Below are 21,164 nucleotides of genomic sequence, written 5' to 3'. Positions count from 1 at the left end.
GTTTCCTGGATCCGGGCCAGGCTGCGCCCGGTGACGATGACCTCGCGGTAGCCCTTGGCGGCGAGCAAGCGGGCCGCCGCATAACCGAGCCCGGAGGTGGCGCCGGTGACGAGTGCGATCGAATGTTTCATGAGTGGGCTCCTTAGTGAAAGTGGAAAGTAGAACCGGAAGGGCGCGAGGCCAGAGCCAGCTTGCCAATATCGAACTATTTGGTTTTATATTGGTAGAATCGAAGGTGTCAAGGAGTTTTGAACTAAATGATTCAAAATACCGCTAGGCCGCGGGGTCGACCGCGCAGCTTCGACGAGACGGGGGCGCTGGAAAAGGCGACTCAGGTGTTCTGGTCGAAGGGCTACGACGGAGTGACGATTGACGATCTCGTCGCCGGGATGGGTGTGGGACGACCGAGCCTGTATGCCGTCTTCGGGGACAAGCGCGCGATATTCTTGCGCGTCCTTAGGGCGTACGCAGAACGGAAGGGCGCTCGTGCAGCCAAAGCACTTCTTTCGCCACAGGGTCTCCGCGACTCGATCGCGGGCTTTCTGAGGTACGCCGTCGAAAGTGCGACCGAGAAAGGGTCCGCCCGGGGCTGCCTTCTGATATGCGTCGCGCCGCTTGTGAACGACGCTGAGGTTCAGCGGTTCCTGCAGAACGCGGCCACTGGCGGCGCGGCGCTGCTGGAGCGCCGTTTCCGGGACGGGATCAGCGCGGGAGAAATCCCAGCTGACTTTCCCGTAGCCGCGCGCGCAACCCAAGTCACGGATTTAGCGCGTGGGCTGACCATGCGTGCGCTGATAGGCACGCCGCGCAAGACGCTCCTCAAAGATGCTGAGGAAGCGGCCAACTTGGTGCTCCTGCCGCGGCGCGTCTGACGGGTCATCGGAAACAATTCACTTGTACCGTGGCAGTCAAAGCTCAATCGGGAGCAAAGCGCAAAGACCTGCACAGTGCAATCGCTGCAGGCCTCGCGGGGTGGCCTCCTGCGACCGTCGCAACATCGGAACACAGGCTGTTGCCACCTGCCAGTAAGAGCGCACCACTCGCCGTCGGCCGTAGTGAGTTCGCGTCAACGAATGGAAAATCTCTAGTGCCGTATCCACAGTGCTCCGCGTGCAGGAATTTCCGTTTGCCGATGCCGCTGGTGCGGAGCATTGTGGATACGGCACTAGAGATCTAACGTGAATCGAAGCGCGAAAACGGTTCAGCGCTACCGGTCACGAAGTTTCCAACCGGTGAATTCGGCTTCTCCACGACCGCCTTTCATCTTTACCCAGACATTTCCGTCGGAGTCTTTGTACAAGTCATATTGCGCCACGTTGCCTTCTCCCTTTTCTTCATGAACGTTGAAGCCCGACTTTTGCAGTCGCTTGATCTCCTGCTTGGACAGCAGTTTTATATTTGCACCAGGCTCCGGGGGAGCGACATTTCTCAATGCTGCGGGATCGGCAAGAGGGCGGGCTGGGGGCGCCGCGGCTGGCGGTGAGTCGCTTACGCGCACGGATACAGGGCTCGCCGGATCGGTGATTCCAATTTCAATCAAGGCGCTGCCGTTCTGCACGTAAACATGGTCGTATTCGATGCGGTTGTTCTCGATCAGACGTGTGAGTGTCTCACCCACGGCGCCAACATCGGTAACTCCTTGTCCCGTGATGTTGAATACGAGGTTCTGCTCGGTTCCTTCTGGAAGGTTCCACTTGCGGCTCTTTAACTGCAACCGCGCGCGCAAAAGTGCTTCTACTGTGCGTTTGGACGGAGTAGCCGTGACCCTGCCATCGCGTCCAATTCCCATTTCTTCGAGGTCGAAGCGCTTCACCTCGAAGGCCATGGCAGGCAGATCTCCCGTTGCTTCGCGGTAGTACTCGGGGACGGTGCTGCCCAGCAGCTCTCCCTTGCGTACGCGTTTCGGACGGAAGCGCGTCGAAGCTTTCCAGCCGGGCCCGAATATCCTTTCGAGGACAGGCCTCAACGCGAGCTCTGCTTTGCGCCAGATGGGTATTTGCGCGGGAGGAACTTCTTTGGAGGGCTTTTCGGGTCCTTCTGTTTTTTGGGGTTTCTCAGGTTTCCCGGGCTTGATCCCGCTCTCGTCGATGTTTACGCCGTTTTCAGGATCGGTGTCAAAAGCTATGCCCGATTCCGCGGAGTGGGTCCGGAGAATATCAAGTCGTTGAAGGGTGTCAGCCAATTCGCCGGGAGGGACGCCTTCGATCAACGTATTGGCAAGAGCGTCGTCCATCACGAGTCCGGTATCCTCGAGGAACGCCCCCAGAGATTTCATGTCGCCGGCGCTGAAGTGTTCGCCGAGACGAGCGGCACGCCTAGCAGCGGCTTCGGTGAGCTCTGATGCTTTCTCGGCTCCAAAGCTGACGATTTCACCTGGTTCGAGTCCAGCGAGACGGAGCCTGTTTGCAACGGCTTCTGGATCGCTGTGATTACCCGACTCAAAAAGCGGATGAGCAGCGGGCTCAGCCGGACCTTGCGTGGCGGGGCTGGGCTGCGGAGTATCTGGCTCGAAGTTGCTCTGCTTGCCGCCAGAGTCGCCGGTTGAGATGGTTTCTGATCCGCCGCCTGAAGTGGTCGTCCGTCCGCCACCGGATCCGCCGCTCTTGCGGTAGCTGCCGCCGCCGGGACCGACTCTTCTGCCGCCTCCTCCGCCGCCGGCCGCGGTCGCCTGGATTTCCTGACCGGTGTCTTCGTTCGCCTGTTCAATCTCGACGTTGTCATTTTGTACTACAACTTCTTCGACAGCCTGCTGTGCGTGCTTGGCCGCTTCGCGCTGGGCGATGCGGGGGCGGATGTCATGGACGTCTTGTTCTTTAAGGCGAGGGTCGTCCGGGGAGATGTCTTCGGTGGTTACGGGGCTGGCTGGCTTCTCAGCTGTTTCAGGCGTGGTTTGCTGCTTGTTTTGGGCTGTTGCAGGATCGGGAGTGTCACCCGCGGCAGGTGCGGCAGGTTGCGGCTCGGGGATCGCTATGGCGTTGTCGTTTGCAGGCCGGTGTGAATCGATGACGGGTACCTGCACGGGCTTAGGTGGCTTGGCAGTTGGAGCTGGAGCGCCCGCAGCGCCATTGGCAGGTGTTTCTGCTTGGGGAGGTGATTCGACTGGAGCGAGTGATTCGGCAGGCGATGCAGCAGGGGCTGGTGGGCGGATCGCTTCGCCACCGGCGCTTCGCGGGTTCTGCGCTTCGGACCAATCGGCCAACAAACGTTTGAGCGGAGGCGGCTGCCAGCCGGCATTTGCATCGCTCGACGCGCCCTCTGGAAGTGTGCCGCCAGGGGCTGATGGAGGCGCGATTGCGGGAGCGGATGGGGAGGGCGGTGTGGGTGGTTCATCGAGCCAGGGGGCATTGTCGCGGGCGAGTTCGCCGATGCGCTTGTTGATTTCTTTGCCCTTCGTGAGCATCGCAAAATTCTCAACGCCGCTGGTGATCATCTCGACCCGCTCCGGTAGCGTGAGGTCTTTGTCGGTAAATCCGTGATATACCGCACTAAAGCCGGTGACATCTCCCACGGTGCCTAAAAGGGCCCCGGACACGGATTGGCCCGCAGCACGGCGAGCCCTATAGGCCTCGAACGCGTCATAGGCCATTTTGCCCAGCACAACAATTTCGGCGATGGCTTCCGCGATGGCCGCTTCCACGCCGAACAGCACCAGGCCCAGCGCAATGATGAAGGTCACGGCCAGGATCTTGACGATGGATACGATGAATCCGAGGGTGGCCTTGATCACCGCCAATGGGACTTGGATCACCTTCCATCCAAATTTCAGACCGGCCTTTAGAGCGTGGAGACCACGGTGATCGTACTTGTATCCGCGGTCGTCGGCTTCAGCGCGCATCGCAGCTCCCACCGAGTTGACGGCCGCTTGATTTCTGTTTTTCGCCTCCTGCATGCCCTCGGCGATGGTGGAATTCATGCTGTCGATGGTTTTCTGAATCTGATTGCGGAAGTCCTGAACCATGGAAGCGAAGTGGTCGATGAACTGTGTGTCGCAGTCATCGAGTGCCTCGTTTAATTGGTCCAAGCTCGATTGCATCTGGCCAATGCGGCTCTGTTGAAGCTTGTCGATCTGATCGCTGACTTCGAGGCCAAATTGGTTCGCATACTGCACATCCTGGCTGGACTCGGCCGCAAGAGCGGGCTCAGTTCGCCGGACGAAGCGGAGGAGCGACACGGAGACGTGGGATGCGCCATCAGCCATCCCGCTGGCTGCAAAGTCAGCGCTGGACTGGAAGTACCGGGAGAGATCGGCGGCGACGGCGCGAGACTCCTGCTCCTCAGGGGCAACCCCTGAGCGGAGGAGCGCAATTGCCTTTTTCCCCAGCGGATTGAGGCGACGGCGTACGCCGGCTTCGACGCGGATGAGAGCCTGTTTGGTGATGGGAAGATCCTGATCAATCTGATCGCTGGCGTTTTTTCCAAGCAGATCAATGCGATCAAAAGCTGCGCCCTTCAATTGCGTCAACTGGTCATCAGCCGATAGCTGAATCTGATCGAGGTAAGAGCTTTCCCCGGCATAGATGGAATTGAGAGAGTCGAGTGCCTCGGGTCCAGTCTCCTTGATCTGATCGATAATCCCCTGTTCATGACTGCCGAAGCTATCCTGAACTTTCTTGCTGCTATTCGCGATGATGCTCTGCATGGTGACCCTGGGGCGCATTTCCTCGGGGAGACCGGAGAAGCCGGGATCAGTGGAGGGCTGTTTGAGGAAGAAGTCGTCGATAGCATTCTGGGCGTCTACGAGCCGCTCGTCCATCTCGTGGGAGACTTTTTCATCGACCATGTCGACTCCCGCGCGCATTGCGTCGTCGCGATCGGTGTGGCCAAAGGTGCTATTTATGGCGGATCCAACCTTGGTGACTTTGTCTTCCGCTTCGTAGAAGTCTTTCGTGATTTCATGTCGATTTTGCAGGCGTGCCTTTTCGCAGGCTTCCCCACCTTCCTGAGCCGCGCGGTCGAAATTGGGCTGATACTCACTGAAGAGCGCAGTGACGCCGGTTGTCGAGACCTCGACGCGCTGCTGCACCTGGCTTTGGCGCGTTGCATAGTCATCCCTGAGGCTTTCATATTCCGCGAGGATGGCGGACTTGGTGTCGATATCCTGCAACTCCCAGGCCCTCTCGAAATTGTCTTTCTCCTTTTGCACGTTCAAGCTGATAGAACGCTTGGCTGCGGCAGCGGTGTTGGCCGTGGAGCGGCTGGAAGCCACGCGCGCGTCATGCAGTGTTTCGAGCGCGTCGGCAAGCGAGAGTTCGATCTGGTCGGCGGAGACAAGCGCAACTCCGTGGGCTCGCTTTTCCTGTTCCGACATTTCGTTGGCGATCTTGGGAGGACCACAAAACGGGCGCAGAAACGCAGAAAGCGCATCGAGGGCGTCCGGCTCCCGTTGCTCGCCGGCGGGTTCCGTCTTCGAGTCCTGATTGGCTGCGTTGCTCTGCTTGTCCGCGGATTCGGCGATGGCGGGTGGCGCTGAGACGGGACTATTCGGCATTGCGATAGTGCTATCGGCTCCGACCTCGAGGGAGCGCAGACGCGTTTGGTTTCCGCTCCATGGGGCGTTCATCGTGGAACGCGAGCCTGCTCGTTCAGGCTTGCGCGCGACCGGCGCTGGCTCGCGGGAGCGGATAGGTTCAGCCGGTAGTGTCGTCCACAAGGACACCCTCGTCCTCCTGCTACGTCGTTGGCACCAGGTTATCGATTGATTACGTTCACGCCGATTCTCAAGGGACCATTGGTGAGCGTTCCTTCCTTGTCGTTGTCGAGCCGGGCTCTGATCGCCATCACCGCGAGATAGTAATCGAGAATATCGTTCCAGTCCGCAGAGCCGGGATCGTTGAGGCCCGTCGATCCGGCGCGATGGCCCGCCCAGAAGTTGCCAGGGGTGGGATGCTTTGGATCGGGTGGATTCTCAGCGTGCCACTTATCCATCGCTTCGACCATGATTCGAGTTGCGAGGGCGGTGCTTGAGTTGATCAGGCGACCCACTGCGGCCTCGACACTCCAGTCGGTTGGAGCAAACTCTTCTCCGTTTCTGCGAATCTCCTTGGCCAGAATTCTCTGCTCCCGTTCGATCAGCGACTCTCCCGTGGGGGTTTGCCTGATCATCAGCCAGTTCATTTTATAGAGGCCGAAGTTGGCAGCATCGCCGGTCTTCGGTCCTCCGGGGAGCTCATCACGTTGGAAACTGCGCGTTTCAATTTTGGGTTTGGAGAGAGAGAGGTGGTCAGAGGTGATATCTCGCACCGCTTGGTGAGGATTTGGCTCGGGCACTCTTAGATCGCTCTCCGGGTAGATGTCTCCGAAGGTGTAGTTAGAAGAGATGGTGTTGTTCTCCTCCATCGCCACAGCGAGCAGTATGTTTGCTCTGCTCCCGAAAGTCAGGATCGTGTCTTTGTTCTTTGCCGTGTCGGGATGGTGACTCACTTCAGGCGGGAGGACCTCGTTGGGCTTGACTCTGCTAAGCGTTCCAATGGAGTCACGGAGTCCAGGCAAATGGGAGGCGGGCGTCACGATTCCCGATTCGCCCGGCTGCTTCGGGAGAAAGAGATTCGGTTCATTCCTGGGAGCGATGCGCGATTCCTGCAGGGCGTTGGGTGCGGGTCCCGCAAGTTGATTGAGGCGTGATTGATTTCCGGTCCAGCCGACTGGTTGAGCGACGGTTTTGGTGGGAGACGTAATACGCTTGGGCTTGCGCGGCGACGGTGCGACGGCGCGCTGGCGTTGAAGCGGTGCTTTCACCTGTGTCGTCACGTTGTGCTCTCTCTTGTGCGAAGCTCTCCTGCCCCAGTGATTGTCAGTACACAGTATTGAGGAATTTCCAGTCCGCTGTATTCGCCGGAACTTGGGAGCGCGGCGGTGTAACTCTCCAGGTTGCGTTGACGATATTGCCGCTGATGGCGACAAGATCGCTGTCGTTGGTGACGATCACGGCACAAGGCTGCAGGGCTTTCTCGCGCACTAGAGGTTGATTGAAGAAGTTGCCGTTGACCACAATATTTGCGGCCCACTCGGCGCTGAATGCGATGGAAGAGCCATTGGGCACTTCGACGTGGTTGCCTGAAACCAAAAGGGTACCGGTGTTCGTCTTGAGGGCCAGCGCGCAACGAATGCCCTGAAGCGAATTGGCCGTCTTGAGGTTTGTGTCGTAGGGAACGAGGGCGACCTCGTTGCCTCGTATGTAGAGAGACGGGATCAGGGTTGTTCCATTCAGTTCGCGCGCAACGCCCACGCCCTGGAGGGAAGAGTAAGCGGCGGAAGCGTTCGCGTAGTCCGCGGCGCTGATACCCGGCGGGGCTGCCGCTGCTGGTTGCGCGCGTTTTCCCTTCGCCGCAACAGGCGGGTTCGCTTCGTCCTTCTGGCTGGCGGCGGCTGGCAGTGAGGCAGTGTAGGCTGCCTGGCCGCGGGCCGTTGCATCCTTGACAAGAATGCCGCTTGTCTCGTCGGAGACAGAGGGAGCAGCAGTTTGGTTGGCCGCCGCGGGAACCTGGCGAAGCGCGGCGCTGAAGTTGACGGCGTTTGCGAGCACGACGGGCTGCATGACGTAGCGGGAAGTTTCGGCGGAGGCAATGTTGTTGCCCTGCTGCTCGTCGGCAAGTGCGGCCTGCCCGAAGGCAGCATTGCCGCCGATGTCGGAATCGACGAACCAGAAGCCGCCACAGCAGTTTGCAACGCGATTGTCATCGCAGCGGATCATGCCCATTTCAGCCACTGCGAACACGGCAAAGCTAAGGCCGGTGAAGCGGTTGTCAGTGATCTCCACGTCGTCAAGCTTGTCGTTGACAAGCGGCAGGTTTACGAAGTTGGCGGCAAGTTGGGCCGCGTCGGCTTTGGTTTTGGATTTTGTCTTGGGCTGGACGGGGCTGTTGCCAGTGTTTGTGCCCTGGCCTGTGCCGGTGTTGATGGCGCTTGGAGACATGCAGATTCCCATGAGGAAGCGCAGCATATCGCCTTCGATGTTTCCTCCTCCGAGGGACTGGAAGCGGTTGCGCAATACGCGCATGCCGGAACAGTTTTGGGCAGCGTAGATGCCTGCGCCGAAGTAGACGAGAAGCTGATTCGCAGCGGGCGCGGGCGATGGGAGAACAAATGTGCAGTCTTCGATGACAATGGACGACGAGTTATCGATTCCAATGCCGATCGTCCGGTCGGTCGTGAACGCAGCGGTTGTTCCAATCGGACTCGCGGAATTACCTGAGGGAAACAGAGGCGTCGTGAAGCTGAGGCCTTGAATCGTGATGTTGGACGCGCCCGTGATGGTGATCATGCCGCTCGGAAAGTTTGCCACGGCGGCGGCGTCAACGCTGAGTCGCGCAAGGCCACCAGGGCTGCAGCCGGAAAGTACAAAGCCCGCGTGGGCCTTTGTGAGGGCAAGAGGTTTTTCAAGAACGTAGCGCCCAGGGCGCAGGCTGAGGGATTGGCCGACCTTTGCCTGCGCGTCGACGACAGCCTGCAGGCCTCCGCGTTCGGTGACCTCAGCAGCGTTGAGGGTAATGCCGCAGCAACCGCAGTCGTCTCCCAGTCCAGTGAGGGGATTGAAATGCACGCGGCAGTCGGCCAGGATGGTGAAGCCTCCAGGCTTGCCGGTAGTTGCAAGGAAGCCGGAGGCCTCGATGATGGCCAGATCGGTGAGCCAGCGCCGCGGACCAGTGGGGCCCTGTGGCGCTTCGAGGTAGCGCTGTGGGTAGACCTGTTGAGGGGTGTTGGGCCGGACTGCAAAATCCCAGAAGGGGCGGGCTTCGAGCGGACCACTGGGCAATGCAGCCATGTTGATGGTGACCGCCAGCCCGGAGACCTGGTCGAGCAGCGCTGGTGTGCCGTCAGTGAATGGGACCTCGGCCTGCCACAGGCGTACGAAGAGTGGATTTGTGTCAGTTGCGTAGTCGGCGGGGAGCAGGGTTCCCGTGGGCAGTGTCAGCTGGTTTGTGGTTGGGTCGAAGACCGTGCCCGCGCTGGCGAGCGTAATCACATCGCCTTCAGGCGCAGCGATAAAGTTCAGGTCCGCAGGGTTGCCCAGCTCCATAGTTGAACGCAGGACTTCGATCACCTGGTTGATTTGCGGGGTGTGCTCGGAGTCGACGGGCGCGGGCGAGAGTGTAAGGATCTGCGGGTTCGCTGTGGGATCGACCAGTTTGGCGCGATAGAGGAAAGAGGCGTTGTTCCATCCCCAGAGAAGCGTGCCGGTGTGAGCAGCGGTGTCGTAGCTGGTGACGGTGACGCGAACGAGTTGATTGTCCGCTCCAAGGTAGCCGCCTTGCGCGGGCGGGCAGCAAGGATCGACGGGGCCGGCGGGCGGATAGAAACTCATTTGCAGGGCTGCGTCGAAGTCCAGCGCGAACGTATCGGGATGGAGTGCGAGGCCGAGAGGTTTCAGCACGCTGTCCCAGTCTTTGAGCACGGCGGCGCAGGTGTCGTCGCGTGTGGGCACAGCGACAATGTGCTGCATGAGCCTTGTTCGAGCAGTGGTATCGGGGCCGCCGAGCGCAACCTCGCGCAGCGCCTGGTCCTCGACGGCCTGCACCTCCTGCTCTGAAACGAGGAGAGCGATCACGTAGTTGCTCCCCTTCTGGTTTTGCGCCCAGACCATTGGTGGCTGGTCGATCCACTCCGGCTGGTCGGCGACAGAGACCGGCTGCGGGAACCGCATGCGCCATCCGCCGACATACATGATGCCGGGACCGACGGTCAGATTTCCGGCGGCGTCGACCGAAACGAGGTAGCCGTTGTCCGGTGTGCCGGTGGGGCCGATAATGTCGATCGTTTCGTACCGGAGGGCCTCGCTGGCGATGACTGCCTCTTCGTTTACGTCGGCTTCAAGGGTGACACGGCCTTGTTGCGCGACAACGGAGCGGTACTCCCTTGTCTTGTCGTAGCTGATGCGTGCTCGATCGCTTCCCACGTGTGACTCCTTCTCAGCTCGTTGCTGTGTAGCAGGCCAATTGATGATGCGTTCTAAATACTGGCCAATGTTTCGTATTGGGCTGCATGGTGCGTCTCAATCGGCGTCAATCCAAACCGGGAGTTGGCCGATCGGTGCGTACTCTTCAAACTTGAGCGCAAGGCCGCGTCGTTTAAGCGGCATCTGAACAAGGCGATAGACGCCCATCTCGGAACCGTTCTGCGCGCCTTCGAGAATGGTTCGATCGTATGGGCCTCCGCTGGAGCAGCAATCGATTGCCTTGAAGCGTTGACCGCGGACCCCGGTGATCTCGCTGCCCGGGGTGAGGATGAACGTATCGGCGTCCTGGCGCAGACGCACGTATTCCGGCTGACCAAAGTCGTGAGTCACAAACAGCGGCGAGCCGGGGGCGATCTGCACGCAGCGAAAAGGCTGGTGAAGAGTGCTGCCAGCCGCAAAGGCGGTAAAGCGGACGCACCCGGCCTGCGCATCCTCGACTGTTGCTACGTCGTCAAGGATGCACTCGGAGGCACTGAGCAGGTGCGTGTAAGTGGGACCGAGGACGGTGCACCGCGAGAGTGAGACGGCGCCCTCTGAAAACCCAAGTGCGAGATCGGCAAGAGCAAGCGGCCACGCGGACTCGGCCTGCGCCTCGCTGAACTGTTCGATTGCTGCAAGCATCAGCCCGTCGAGGGCGGCGTCTGGCGCGGTGTTCGCGACGTAGGCACTGAGTGCGTCGCTGAGCGCCGCATCTCCCGCGAGGGCGGTTGTAGCCAGCGGGCTCGTATCGAACTTGAGCGAAGCAGCCAGGCTGGCGGGGTTGAAGAGTGTCGGCGGTGAGGCCATGGGCGCGGTCGTCGATACGGCATGAGTGGGAATCGATTGAATGACGCTGTCTGTTGCGGTCAGCTGACTCACAACTCCGCCGTTGCGCGTGCGGATGGGCCCGGTGATCGAGCGCTCGATCGTTAGCTTAGTAACCGTGCCTTCAATCCAGAGTGTGGATGGGTAAAGAAGCTGGTTGTCGATCGCAGAGTCGAACAACGTGGGCGGTGTGTTCGCCGCGCCTGAAGTGCCGGGATCAAGCGTCACCATGCGGAGGTATACGGCATCGAACGTGCCTGAGAGAATGATGTCCGCGCCCGTGAACCAGAGGCCCTCGAGGATGAGGACGGTTGGAGTTCCGGTGGCGCCGCCATTGCCTGTAATGGTCCATGTCGTTGCGCCGGGGCCTGCTCCGGGCCAGCGAAGAACGGGCCGCTGACCGCTGGCTGCGGTGAGAGCTACGGTTGTTCCGGCTGGGACGGTGAGGGCCTCCGTTGGACCGGTGTAAGTGAGCGAATCGGTGAGGTCAAGATTAGCATCCGCCGCGCCCGCTGAGATAGCTGTGATCGACGGGTTGAGGCCGGGGCCGCCCGTGCCTCCGTTGACCGTGGGGTTGGGCGGGGGTAGCACGAGATTGGTAAGCACATCGTCGTTGTAGCCGCCCGCTCCGATTGCCATCAGGAGACCAAAACTGTAATTCACGGTGATGGCGCCAACAGGCTCGCCGGCAGGAAAGCTAAAGCGTCCGCGCTGAGGATGGATCGCCAGTGTGTTCACGGGGACGGGCGCACTGACGCCGCCTGCCATGAGGCCGACCCAAAAGGCTGCGCCGATGCCATAGAGATACTGCGGAGTGCCGGAGAGCAGGAGCTGATTCCAGAGAGTCTCGCGGATGGCGACGGGAAGCATCCACTCGGAAGGAGAGATCCAGTTCTCGCCCCAGAATTGATTTGCGGTTGCGGAGGTTGCTGCGCGTTGCGACGGAGCGAAGAGCGGGATGTCTCTTCCTGACGGGTCAAATGTGAAGCAAGGCGCAATACCTGCGGCCGCGCCCGTGCTCGCCACAGGAGTTGCAGCTGCAATGGGAAAAGCTGTGAGCCACCATAGAAAGACGCCAAGGTTGCGGATGTCATACCAGCCGAGCGATTCGACGGGCTTGCGCAGATCGGCTGTGTATGAAAACTCGCCGAACGCGGTGCCTGTGTTGCTGGCCGCGTAGCGATTGCGCAGATCGGCAAAGCCTCCGGCGGGCGTTCCGCTGTAAGCACCGATGAGGCCTTCAGTCACCTCCAGCGAGTTGTCGGTAAAACCGATGGGACCGGAGATGGGATTCTCAATCTGATAGCTGAGCGGCGGATCGAACTGGTGGCGGGTGCGGCCGAGGCGGCGGAAGAATTCCACGCATCGCGCATCGATAGTGGCGATGTCTGCAGCCAGTTCCTCGAGGATGCCGAGGGTTCCTGCGCGGCGACGATAGTAGATGGTCTTGGCCACATCAATGCGCTGGGCGTCCGCGTCGAGGCAACTTACGATGCGCGTGGCCACAAGGTCGCCGATGTAGGGGATAACCCAGTCGTCGCAGAGTTCAATGGACTGATTTTCAGAGAGCCGGTCAATGTTCTGGCGAACGACAGCAGCCTGCGCGCCGATACGATTGACCATCTCGCGAAGAGGCCCGTTCGCGCCGGGCGTGGGGCCGGCGTCGAGCGTGCGATAGATCCCCGGGATCAGCGCCCACAGGCGCTCAGCGTACCACTGGGCATATCCGTCAGTGATCATGACTCTTCCTTTGCCGGTGCAGCCGCGCGTCCGAGTTTGAGAGTGGCCAGGGTCATCGTGTCTCCGTGCTGAGCATCAGGTCTACGGGAGCCAGGGAGAAGAAGCAGCCTTCGCCTGGAATGTGCAAAGGTCCGAGGTCGATGCTGCTGCCGATAGTAAAGGTGCTGGCGGCGACCGCGATGACTCCAGGGATGATTTGCAAGGCGGCCTCGATGTTGCTGTCGAAGAGCGACTGTCCGATCGCGATCTGTGGCGGCGAGAAGACGCCGGTTGAAGGATCGCAGAGCGATGTTACAACCGCGGATTCAAGCGTGGGGATGTCGACGCCTGCGAGAACCACGAGTTGCAGGGTGAGCGTGACTGCGATCTCGGTTGCAGACTTAACTGTGACCGGGCGATTGGGATCGCCTGATGCATTCAGCAACGCTTGCACTGAGGCGGCGATGCCGGGCTGGCCCGCAAAGTACACCACAACGCCAGCGCGCTGATTGGCTGCGTCCCAGCTCCACTGCGCAGAAGCCATCGACACACCGGGCGCACCTGCCGCGATGGCCTGGTAATCGAAGACGGAGACGGCGCGGCCAAAGGTGAGCACTGAGCGCGGAGCAAATTGGCGGATCAACGATGCGGGGTCAGGATCGCTGCCGCCCGCGACCGCCACGGGGTTCACGACTGACTGCAGACCGGGGAAACTCTTTGCCGGCACAGTGAGCTTGTTCGCAGCGGGTGAAGACGCGCCGCCGCCGTAACGGTAAGTGGCGACTATGTTGTGGGTGCCAGTGGGCAGGAGCGCACCATTCACGCCGTCCCCGAAGTCGATGTAGGTATTCTGATTCGCATCCTGCCGGGCGACGAAGACGCGTGCGCTGGCCGACTGGCCGTAGAAGCTGGGAACTTCATCCCAGGGCAGACCGTTGACGGTAAGTGCGATGGTGCTGGCGTAAGTGGATCCAGACGCAAGGTAAGTGACTGGTGACTTGGCAAGCTTGAAGCTTTGTCCAGTCTGCGTGGAGTCGCCGCTGCCAATGATCTCGTTCTTGACGGTTTTACCCGCAGAGACCGGGAGCAGATCGAAGTACACCGTGATGGGCGACGTGAACGTTGGGTTGAGAGGCGTTGGCGTGGTGGAGGGCCAGTTGATGGAGAGGCTTCCGTTGGAGCCAACAGTGGCAGAAGCCTGCGCGCCGTTGCCTGCGGAGTCGGCGAGCAGAATGGGAGAAGCCCCTGGCGTGCCAAGAGGCGAGGTTTTGGGGAAGCTCGCGGGCTGGACTGGCTGAAGGTTCGCGGATGTGCCGTCCCATGCGGAGATCGGTTGATCGACAAGAACACCGGCTTCGACCCATCCGAAGAGAACGCTGATCGATGTGCCGGCGTAGATGATTGCGGATGAGACAGCGCTTTGGAGTTTGAGCTGTGTGTGCAGAACGGGAATGGGCGTGGGGGAAGGGCCGGCACTCACGTTCGTCGGGCCCCCGGCGGTGCTGGCGTCGCCAAGCACGTCCTGCGCGGAAGCGATCTGGATGGCCTGCGCAGTTGCGCCCGCAACAAAAACAACCCAGTCTCCGGAGTGGATCTGGCGCAGAAGTCCGGCCATCTGAATTGTCGTGGCGTAGGGGTCGATGCTCGCTCCGTTTACAGTCCAGAGCGCGGCGTTCTGATTCGCCTTCAACACTCGCGAGGTCGCCGCTGTTGTTAATGCTGCTCCAGGCTGCGTGACGTTGAACGTTACGGCAGTCTGCTTGCCTTTGGCTGTCGACTGCACGGCGGGTAGCGCGGAAACAGTGATGAGGTTGGGAGCAGCGTTGGTGTCGCGTGGGCTGAGAAGAAGCTGCATGCCGCTGGTGATCGATTTGACCGCTCCGTTGAGCAGCAGGGTCGAACCGCCGTTGAGCAAAGAGGGAGGCGGTGTAGCCGCGACCCTGGCGGGAAGACCGACGGTGGTTGCGGGGTGCAGCTCGAAGCTTTGCGGGGTTTGGCCTGGGCCAGGCTTGCTTTGAAATTCGAGACCGTCAGGCAACGTTATCGTCTGAGAGCCCACGACGGTGGGAGCGAGCAAAGCCGCGACGAAGCCGGTGGCTCCTATGGTGGGTCGCGGCGTATAGCCAAGCAGGTTCACAAGAGCCGCTGGTGTCGGCGGCAAAATGCAGGTGCGGAGATAGTCTTCGTTCGCGATGCGCTGGTTGTAGAAGGTGAGGATGTCGGCAAGGAAGGCGAACCACTCGACCATCATGACGGCGAGGTCAATGACGGAGGGGTCGGAGTCGATGCCGCGGCCGGAGTTCCACGGAGGAAGAGAAACCTCTTCCGGAAGCGGGGTCAAAAGGGCTGTGCGGAAGCTGTTGAAGTCGCCCGCGCGGAAGACGATCTGCTCTAGACCGGGGAGGTTGCTGATTGCCGGTGCAGCGTTCGAATCGCAGGGGCAGATCAGGGTGGTGGTTGCGGCCTGCGTGGGAGAACCTTTTGCGGCGCGGCTGCTGGCGCGGTTGCTGGCACGGCTCTTGCTTGCTTGTGTCATCGGCCCCCCTCCGCAATCACCCGAAGCGTGCCGCGCTCGGGGTAGCTGGGATCGTTCTCGATGCGAAGAATCTCAGAGGTTCCGAGAGGAAGTATGTCGGGCAAGGTTCGAAATACATCGCTCGCGCCGCGGCGTCGATATTCAATGTCGAGCACGCCATTAACGCCGGGGACTGATTGTATGGCGGCGTCGAGGGCGCTTCGATAGAGCGGAGTGCCGAAGGTGAAGGCATCCGAGTAGAAAAATCCGGCGCTGCCGTTGGGGAGTTTGGCGTTGGCAAGACGAGCGAGCACTCCGGCCTCCACGTCACTCTCAAGCCAGCCTGTTGCGGCGCAAACCGTGACGACCAGGTCGAGCGCGACAAGCGTTGACGGGGGCGCGTAGGACTCGTAGCCGGCAAGCTTGCGGCGATTGAGCAACTCAACGAGCGAAATCTGGTTGACTTCGGTTACGGGCGCGTTGCCACGCGGATCGGCAGTGGTGAAGACGGTGAGCCAGCTACCAGTCCAGCGAAAGGCCGTTCCTGCGCTCAAAACCCACGGCAGAGTTTCGGCAGCCTCAACGTAATCCTCGGGCCGCACGGCACGGTACTGCACAAAGCGAAAAGCTTGCGGCGCCATCCGCTGTATGTGCAAGGCGGTTTCCTGATCTGCACCATTGGTGACGATGAATGGGTTGCGCACCGCAGCCAAATAGACCGAGGCAGACGAGTCCACAGTGTGAATGGCCTCGGCCGCAACATTTCCAGTGGCTCCGAGGCCGATCCTGTAAGTCACGTCGTAAACGTCGCCGTCATTCGGTGGCTGTCCGAACCCTTCGAAGCCGAAGCGGAGCGTGCCGCCCTGGTCGCCGTCGTACTCCCATTGAATGGATTGGCTGGGAAGGCCCGCCTGCGTGGTGTTGACGAGCCGCCATGCTCCGGGATCCACCGTGTAGGCAAAGTCGATGGGGGTGGAGTCGAGCAGAGTGGTAGTGAACTCAAACGTCTGCGGCTCTGGAAGCCGGCGCGAAAGAATGATCTCCGGCAGCGGCTTGGCGACGTCGGGGTCAACAACGGTGTTTTGCGCAGAGCCCGGCGGAAGCCACGTGAGGCGAGGCTGCGATTCGACGAAAAGGGTGGTTCTGTTTCCCTGTGTTTTCGAAAGCGGATATCGGAAAACCCAATTGGGAGTGTCGGCCGTTCCGTCGGGACCAAACCTAGCGATAGCCGCAGGAAGCGCCGACTGCGCCTTCGGCGCAGTGCCCACGACGAAAGACTCGCTGAAGCGCTGGCCCTGAGTGGCTTGTAGCAGGTTGCCATAGACAATCGTGTTGGTGAGATCGTGATCGCGTTGAGTTGGGTTGGTCCACTGGATCCATGTGACGAGCGTGGGCAACGGACCACCGACGGGATAGATCTCATCGCTGAGTGGCGCGGTTTTAGCGGCGATCAAGTAGACGATCTCGCGAATGCTCTCGCCCGGCAGATCGGTCTGAATCAGCAGAGGCAAGCCGTCGGGGAAATCGAAGCCCTGCCCGAGGATGTACATGCCGTTCGCGCCACACGGGAGGCAGCGACCGTTGTCGTCGAACCAATAAGGCTGGATGCTGTTCCATAGCGGCGATACGGTGTACTTCGTGGTGTCCGCAAGGCCGGTGCCGATCTCGAATGGCACCTTGACTCCGCTGGGTGAGACGGCACTCACCAGTGATCCTGCGGGGACCGAGGCGCCAACCACCTGACATTGAAGAATTGTGGATGCTGATAGAGTCGGAGCGGGCTCGTAATCCACCAGTCGCGCCATGCTCACCAGGGAGCGACGTTGCGTTGCAGTAAGAAGCGCAGACTCCGCGGCGACGCGATCCTGCAGATAGCTCAACTCGTCTGCTACGGCGGAGAGCGCCTCCATGAACATCATGCCGAAGTCGGCTTCTGATCGCTCCTGCCACGCAGGGTAACGTTGCGTCGAGAATTCTTTGAGGGCCTGGTTGAAGCTTTGAAAATCCTTCGCAAGATAGTCAATGGCAGGCAGCGGTGGCTCGGGCGCAGCACAGCATGCAGGCGTGGTGTCGCAGTCAAAATCTGAGGGGCATAGCACCTTGAATGAAAACGGCGCGCTCATGTACATCGGGTCAAGCGGAGCGCCGGTAATTGTCAGAGTGTAGGTGGAGAAGTCGCCTGCAGTGCTCACGTTCACGGCAAGAATCGGATTGCCGTTTGCGTCGACCGTCCAGCCGACAGCGTTCTGAATGGGGCTAACCGTGATGCCGGTGATGCGGTCGCCTCCTGCGATGGTTGCAGCGATGCCCGCAACGTTGACGTTCACGGCATTCAGGAAATGGATATAGAGCGTGGTTGCATCAACGGCCTTCAACTCGATGAAGTCGATGCCATTCACGGTCGTCGACTCAATGACGAGTTGAAGACGGTTGCGCGGTTCTGTGAGGTTCGTAGTCATATCAACCTACTGGTACCTGCGTCTTCATTACGGTCTGGGTTTCGATCAGAACGTACGTGATCTGAATCGAGATCGCGGAATCGGGCAGCGGTGGACCTGGGACGGGCGTGCCGCCGGTAGTGGAGGATGCGGTGGCGACGGTGACGTCCTTTACGGTGATCTGATCGCCAAGCCACTGATTGAGGGCTTGTGTGACGATGAGTTTGGTTGATGCTGTGAGCGAGGAATTCATGGGCGCAAAGAGCAGTCGGCGCAGGCCGGCGCCGAATGTGGGAAGACACACGCGCTCGCCGGGGTCGGTGAGAAGGACCTGGCGAATCATCTGGTCGACGTGACTGGCGTAGTCAGTCTGCGCGGCTTGTCCTGAGGCCGCGTCGATTGCGAATGGGTACAGAATGTCGCGACGGATCATTGATTCCTCCGCGTGCCGCACATGACGTGATTGGCGAAAAGAAGCAAAGTCACAGGCCCTCCACTCTGGGTTGCGTCTGGAGAATCAGGGCAACGCCTTGCGGCGCTTGCGTGGCGGCGAGACAGAGCCCTACGCTGGACTCGTTCAAAACGAAGTCGCCGCCGGCTTGCACGCGGGTTGCGGTCGAGACCCACTGCACAGTAATGCAGGGACTGTAGTCCGGACCGATGGCGAAGGGACATCCGCCAACAACGAAGGTGTCGGATCCGCGCAGGATAGGAGACTGAGCGAGTGCGCGCGATTGGCCGGGGATCGCCGTAATGGTGCCGCCGTGCGGGCACATCATGGTGCTCGAAACCGTAAGCAGCGCGGGCATCTACATTACCTCCATTGCGCCATCGTTCACGCTCACGCTGCTTGTGCCGATAGCGACGGAGTTTGATCCTGAAGTGCTGGTGACGCCATTCGAGTCGAGCACTACGGTGTTGTTTTGTGCGTCGGTAAGAGTAATGCTGGACTGGTTGTTGTCGAATGCGATTGACCCTGCTGAGGCGATGATGCTTTTGACTGAGGCGCTCGCGCTTGACGGAAGATCACCGGAGGTCCAGTACATACCCACCCAAATGGGGTAAGACGTATCGCCCCCCTCAAACTCGATCCACACGGCGCTGCCGACTTCAGGCAGCATGAGAAACCCGACTTGCGGACCAGCATAGGGAACGCACGGCATGCACCATCCCGTTGCGGAACCGCCGGGAAGAACGTTAGGGACGGATGCCTTGATGCGCCACGTGGAGTCGTCAACATCGGTGACGATGCCACGATACTTGCCATAGAAGCGATTGCGCACCCGATCCATGAGTTCCAGCAGAAGCGGATCGCTCATAGTCCTCCTACCCCGGACGACATGCCCGGCGATGCGGGTGCACCGACAGCGTTACGAAACAGCACGAAGTCCATGATGTGTTTCTCCATGGTGATGTGGTGGCGAACGCTCCAGACGAAATACTTGCCGGAGTGGAGCGACCCCGCAGCATTGAGTTGCGCCACAGTGCCGGCGCGCAGGATGGAACCAAGGCGGTTCACGTCGGTTGAGCCGGCGCATCGCACGAACCAGCCTGATTCGATCAAGACCGACTTCGAGCGCAGGGTGAGCTCTTCTCCATCGTTCACCGTTGCTGTCAGCAGCGAGGTCACAGTGGTGCCGGCAAAGTCGGAGAGGCCCTGTGCATCAAGCAGCGCGAGGCCGGAATCGCTGGTGGTTCCTCCTGTGCCGTCCGCGTCGCTGTCGGTGAAGAGTGTTTGCTTGGCAATGTTGGCTGAGGGGCGCAGGATGTCCCAGGTGATGTCGACGGAGTCGACGGTCGCAGCCGCGGCATCGTTCAACGTAAGCGTGACAACCGGATCTCCATCGAGCGAGGGCAGCGCGAAGTACCCCGTGCGCACGCCGGGCGTATCCGTGCAGAAAACGCGGAAGAGCTTACCGTTGCGACGGGCGAGAAGGCGCAGGAATTGGGCATCGGTGGCCCGCTGCATCAAGGTCGCGCCATCGGAGGTGTGCGCCGGGGAATCGTCGTCGAGATTGGTGGGGTCGGGAGTGAAGCCGTAATCGCCAAAGATGCTGTTTGCAACGTCGCCGTCGGTGAGGTCGACCCACTCACGAACCTGCTCGTTTGTGTTCATCAGCCAGGTTGCATCTTGCCCCCACACGCGCAGCGTGCTGGCCACGGTGCCGGTGTCGAGGTGCGCTGTTTGAGACAGCACGTAGCCGTCGAAAAGGCACTGCTGATTTCCATCGGAAGCGGTGGCGACAATGGCCACATTCGAGAGCGGCGCAAGGCGCGAATCGTTGACGACGTCATAGTCTCCCGTGCCGGTCACGTTCACCGGCAAGGTCAACGAGAAGGCGCCGGGCGCGTCCAAGTTCTCTTCTACCTCAAGCTGGTTGAAGATGCCCGCGAGGTCGTCGGCGGCATTTCCTCCAATCACAATGGAGAAGCTATAGTTCAACTATTCCCTCCCCTCGGGATGCCGACGATTGGACGGGCGATCAGAGCGGTGGCGGATGGCGAGTTGTTGGCGTCACAGAGCTGCCAGAAAAGTGTCGCGTCGTTGAGGTAACGCGCGGCGATGGTGTCGAGACGATCGTTTTGCTGCACGGTGTAGTAACCGACGAGCGCAACCGGCCTGGTGGGCGGAAGAGGCAGGCGCGTTGCTGTCACGGTTTGGCCGTTTTGCAGCGTGACCGAATAAGTGCCGAGTTGGTAGTAACGGCTGTCGCTGGCGAACATCTTGACTCCTTTCGTCGTGGACATGACTGTCAGAATGGCAGCATGCCTGCTATCGATTCCGCACTGTTTACGAGGTTGGTAACCGCCAGCGCTTCACGCAGGGTCATCGAATAGGTTGAAGCTGCGCGAGCGAGCGTACCGGAGGCGCCATGGATGAATTGCAGTTCGGGTGCCGTCAGAACCTTGAGGCCGATCTGCGCCGAAGCGTGGACAGGGTTGAGTGTCAGGGAATCGTACAGAGTCTCGGTGATGGTCAAGGTATCGACCCGAACGGGTGCTATGCGGCCCGGACCCCAGATGAAAAAGACGATCGGAAGATCCCCGGCCGGCACGACGGATGCTGTGGTGACGCCCAGTGCGCTTCCAAGTGAGCTGATCGCGGCGGAAACCGCGCCGACCAAGCCGCCACCCGCGGCTGGGACAGGAAAGAGGAGCATCTCGAGCGCGGCAAGGCGCGGATAAACGCCGCTTACCTCAGCAATCTGCGCGGCTCCTGGAGTTTTGTCGGCAATGGTGTCATTCGAATCCATGACAAGGTTGAAGGAAAACGCTTCTTCGGGAGGCCCAATCACGGCAAGCGGATTACTTGGACTTTGACCCGCAGTGTTTGAGCCACCCGCCTGTGCCGGCGTCCAGGTGTGAGTCATGGTCTCGGGGTTGTACTGGAAAAGAATGAGATTGGGAACAGGCAGAGGGAAGCTGTTGTTGTACTGAATGAAAGCGCCGCGGAGATAGTTTCCAGCCATGGCTATCTACCTCCCAAGTGGATGAGGAGCGCGCTCACGATGTCGTCGGCGAGCCGCGCAACTCCCTGGCGTCCGGCAATGTCATTGAGATCGACAGCGAGTGCATCGAAGTCCGCACTCTTGAATGCCGTGTCGTCGCGCGTCGAGGCGGCTGCGAGGCCTGTGCCCACACGCTGCGCCAGATCACGGGCCTGCGCGGCATTCAAGCCGGGTATGTCGAGCACCAGTCGATCGATTGAGATCTCGTCCATTACCGTGAGATTTCC

Annotated in this window: 15 protein-coding genes; 1 reads left to right on the top strand and 14 read right to left on the bottom strand. The window is 60.4% G+C overall.

Translation table 11 applies throughout. The annotated features are described in order from the left end of the window. Positions 1-131, bottom strand: a 131-nt coding sequence (locus tag WCA10_RS07595; RefSeq protein WP_472821906.1) for an SDR family NAD(P)-dependent oxidoreductase, incomplete at its 3' end; no start/stop codon positions are given. Between the two features lie 126 nt (positions 132-257). On the opposite strand from WCA10_RS07595, the gene WCA10_RS07590 reads away from it, so the two are divergent. Beyond that, positions 258-872 (top strand): TetR/AcrR family transcriptional regulator, encoded by a 615-nt coding sequence (locus WCA10_RS07590; protein WP_472821905.1) that lies wholly within the window; start codon positions 258-260, stop codon positions 870-872. 335 nt (positions 873-1,207) lie between these two features. Here the strand turns inward: WCA10_RS07590 and WCA10_RS07585 are convergent, their stop codons facing one another. The 13 genes from WCA10_RS07585 to WCA10_RS07525 form a co-directional block, all read right to left on the bottom strand. After that, positions 1,208-5,650, bottom strand: coding sequence for a polymorphic toxin type 33 domain-containing protein (locus tag WCA10_RS07585; protein WP_472821904.1), 4,443 nt, complete (start codon positions 5,648-5,650; stop codon positions 1,208-1,210). Positions 5,651-5,688: 38 nt separating this feature from the next. Further along, a complete protein-coding gene (locus WCA10_RS07580; RefSeq protein WP_472821903.1) occupies positions 5,689-6,747 on the bottom strand; it encodes a lysozyme family protein in 1,059 nt (352 codons plus the stop codon). Between the two features lie 43 nt (positions 6,748-6,790). Then, positions 6,791-9,892 (bottom strand): DUF6519 domain-containing protein, encoded by a 3,102-nt coding sequence (locus WCA10_RS07575; protein ID WP_472821902.1) that lies wholly within the window; start codon positions 9,890-9,892, stop codon positions 6,791-6,793. Between the two features lie 96 nt (positions 9,893-9,988). Further along, on the bottom strand, positions 9,989-12,496 hold the full coding sequence (locus WCA10_RS07570) for a hypothetical protein (protein ID WP_472821901.1): 2,508 nt from the start codon (positions 12,494-12,496) through the stop codon (positions 9,989-9,991). Between the two features lie 52 nt (positions 12,497-12,548). Continuing rightward, positions 12,549-15,011 (bottom strand): baseplate J/gp47 family protein, encoded by a 2,463-nt coding sequence (locus tag WCA10_RS07565; protein ID WP_472821900.1) that lies wholly within the window; start codon positions 15,009-15,011, stop codon positions 12,549-12,551. Continuing rightward, complete coding sequence (locus tag WCA10_RS07560) at positions 15,008-17,449, bottom strand: baseplate J/gp47 family protein (protein WP_472821899.1); 2,442 nt, start codon at positions 17,447-17,449, stop codon at positions 15,008-15,010. The genes WCA10_RS07565 and WCA10_RS07560 overlap by 4 nt, the downstream gene beginning before the upstream one ends. 1 nt (position 17,450) lies before the next feature. Next, a complete protein-coding gene (locus WCA10_RS07555; RefSeq protein ID WP_472821898.1) occupies positions 17,451-17,861 on the bottom strand; it encodes a GPW/gp25 family protein in 411 nt (136 codons plus the stop codon). A gap of 49 nt (positions 17,862-17,910) precedes the next feature. Next, complete coding sequence (locus tag WCA10_RS07550) at positions 17,911-18,237, bottom strand: hypothetical protein (protein WP_472821897.1); 327 nt, start codon at positions 18,235-18,237, stop codon at positions 17,911-17,913. Further along, a complete protein-coding gene (locus WCA10_RS07545; RefSeq protein WP_472821896.1) occupies positions 18,238-18,747 on the bottom strand; it encodes a phage baseplate assembly protein V in 510 nt (169 codons plus the stop codon). Further along, entirely contained in the window at positions 18,744-19,871 is a 1,128-nt protein-coding gene (locus WCA10_RS07540; RefSeq protein WP_472821895.1) for a hypothetical protein, read from the bottom strand. Before WCA10_RS07540 ends, WCA10_RS07545 begins: the two co-directional genes overlap by 4 nt. Further along, positions 19,868-20,176 (bottom strand): hypothetical protein, encoded by a 309-nt coding sequence (locus tag WCA10_RS07535; protein ID WP_472821894.1) that lies wholly within the window; start codon positions 20,174-20,176, stop codon positions 19,868-19,870. Before WCA10_RS07535 ends, WCA10_RS07540 begins: the two co-directional genes overlap by 4 nt. A 5-nt stretch (positions 20,177-20,181) precedes the next feature. After that, on the bottom strand, positions 20,182-20,898 hold the full coding sequence (locus tag WCA10_RS07530) for a hypothetical protein (RefSeq protein WP_472821893.1): 717 nt from the start codon (positions 20,896-20,898) through the stop codon (positions 20,182-20,184). 2 nt (positions 20,899-20,900) lie between these two features. Further along, positions 20,901-21,149: a hypothetical protein gene (locus tag WCA10_RS07525; protein ID WP_472821892.1), complete on the bottom strand. Its 249-nt coding sequence runs from the start codon at positions 21,147-21,149 to the stop codon at positions 20,901-20,903. Positions 21,150-21,164: the final 15 nt, after the last annotated feature.

This window comes from Occallatibacter sp., assembly GCF_049582745.1.
In the GTDB taxonomy this organism is placed as follows: Bacteria; Acidobacteriota; Terriglobia; order Terriglobales; family Acidobacteriaceae; genus Telmatobacter.
This window is presented reverse-complemented; position numbering and strand designations above follow the sequence as displayed.

Excerpts from the sequence above, each read along its gene's own strand:
- WCA10_RS07590 (WP_472821905.1), top strand. The coding sequence starts at position 258 with ATGATTCAAAATACCGCTAGGCCGCGGGGTCGACCGCGCAGCTTCGAC.
- WCA10_RS07570 (WP_472821901.1), bottom strand. The coding sequence starts at position 12,496 with ATGATCACTGACGGATATGCCCAGTGGTACGCTGAGCGCCTGTGGGCG.
- WCA10_RS07565 (WP_472821900.1), bottom strand. The coding sequence starts at position 15,011 with ATGACACAAGCAAGCAAGAGCCGTGCCAGCAACCGCGCCAGCAGCCGC.
- WCA10_RS07560 (WP_472821899.1), bottom strand. The coding sequence starts at position 17,449 with ATGACTACGAACCTCACAGAACCGCGCAACCGTCTTCAACTCGTCATT.
- WCA10_RS07555 (WP_472821898.1), bottom strand. The coding sequence starts at position 17,861 with ATGATCCGTCGCGACATTCTGTACCCATTCGCAATCGACGCGGCCTCA.
- WCA10_RS07550 (WP_472821897.1), bottom strand. The coding sequence starts at position 18,237 with ATGCCCGCGCTGCTTACGGTTTCGAGCACCATGATGTGCCCGCACGGC.
- WCA10_RS07545 (WP_472821896.1), bottom strand. The coding sequence starts at position 18,747 with ATGAGCGATCCGCTTCTGCTGGAACTCATGGATCGGGTGCGCAATCGC.
- WCA10_RS07535 (WP_472821894.1), bottom strand. The coding sequence starts at position 20,176 with ATGTCCACGACGAAAGGAGTCAAGATGTTCGCCAGCGACAGCCGTTAC.
- WCA10_RS07530 (WP_472821893.1), bottom strand. The coding sequence starts at position 20,898 with ATGGCTGGAAACTATCTCCGCGGCGCTTTCATTCAGTACAACAACAGC.
- WCA10_RS07525 (WP_472821892.1), bottom strand. The coding sequence starts at position 21,149 with ATGGACGAGATCTCAATCGATCGACTGGTGCTCGACATACCCGGCTTG.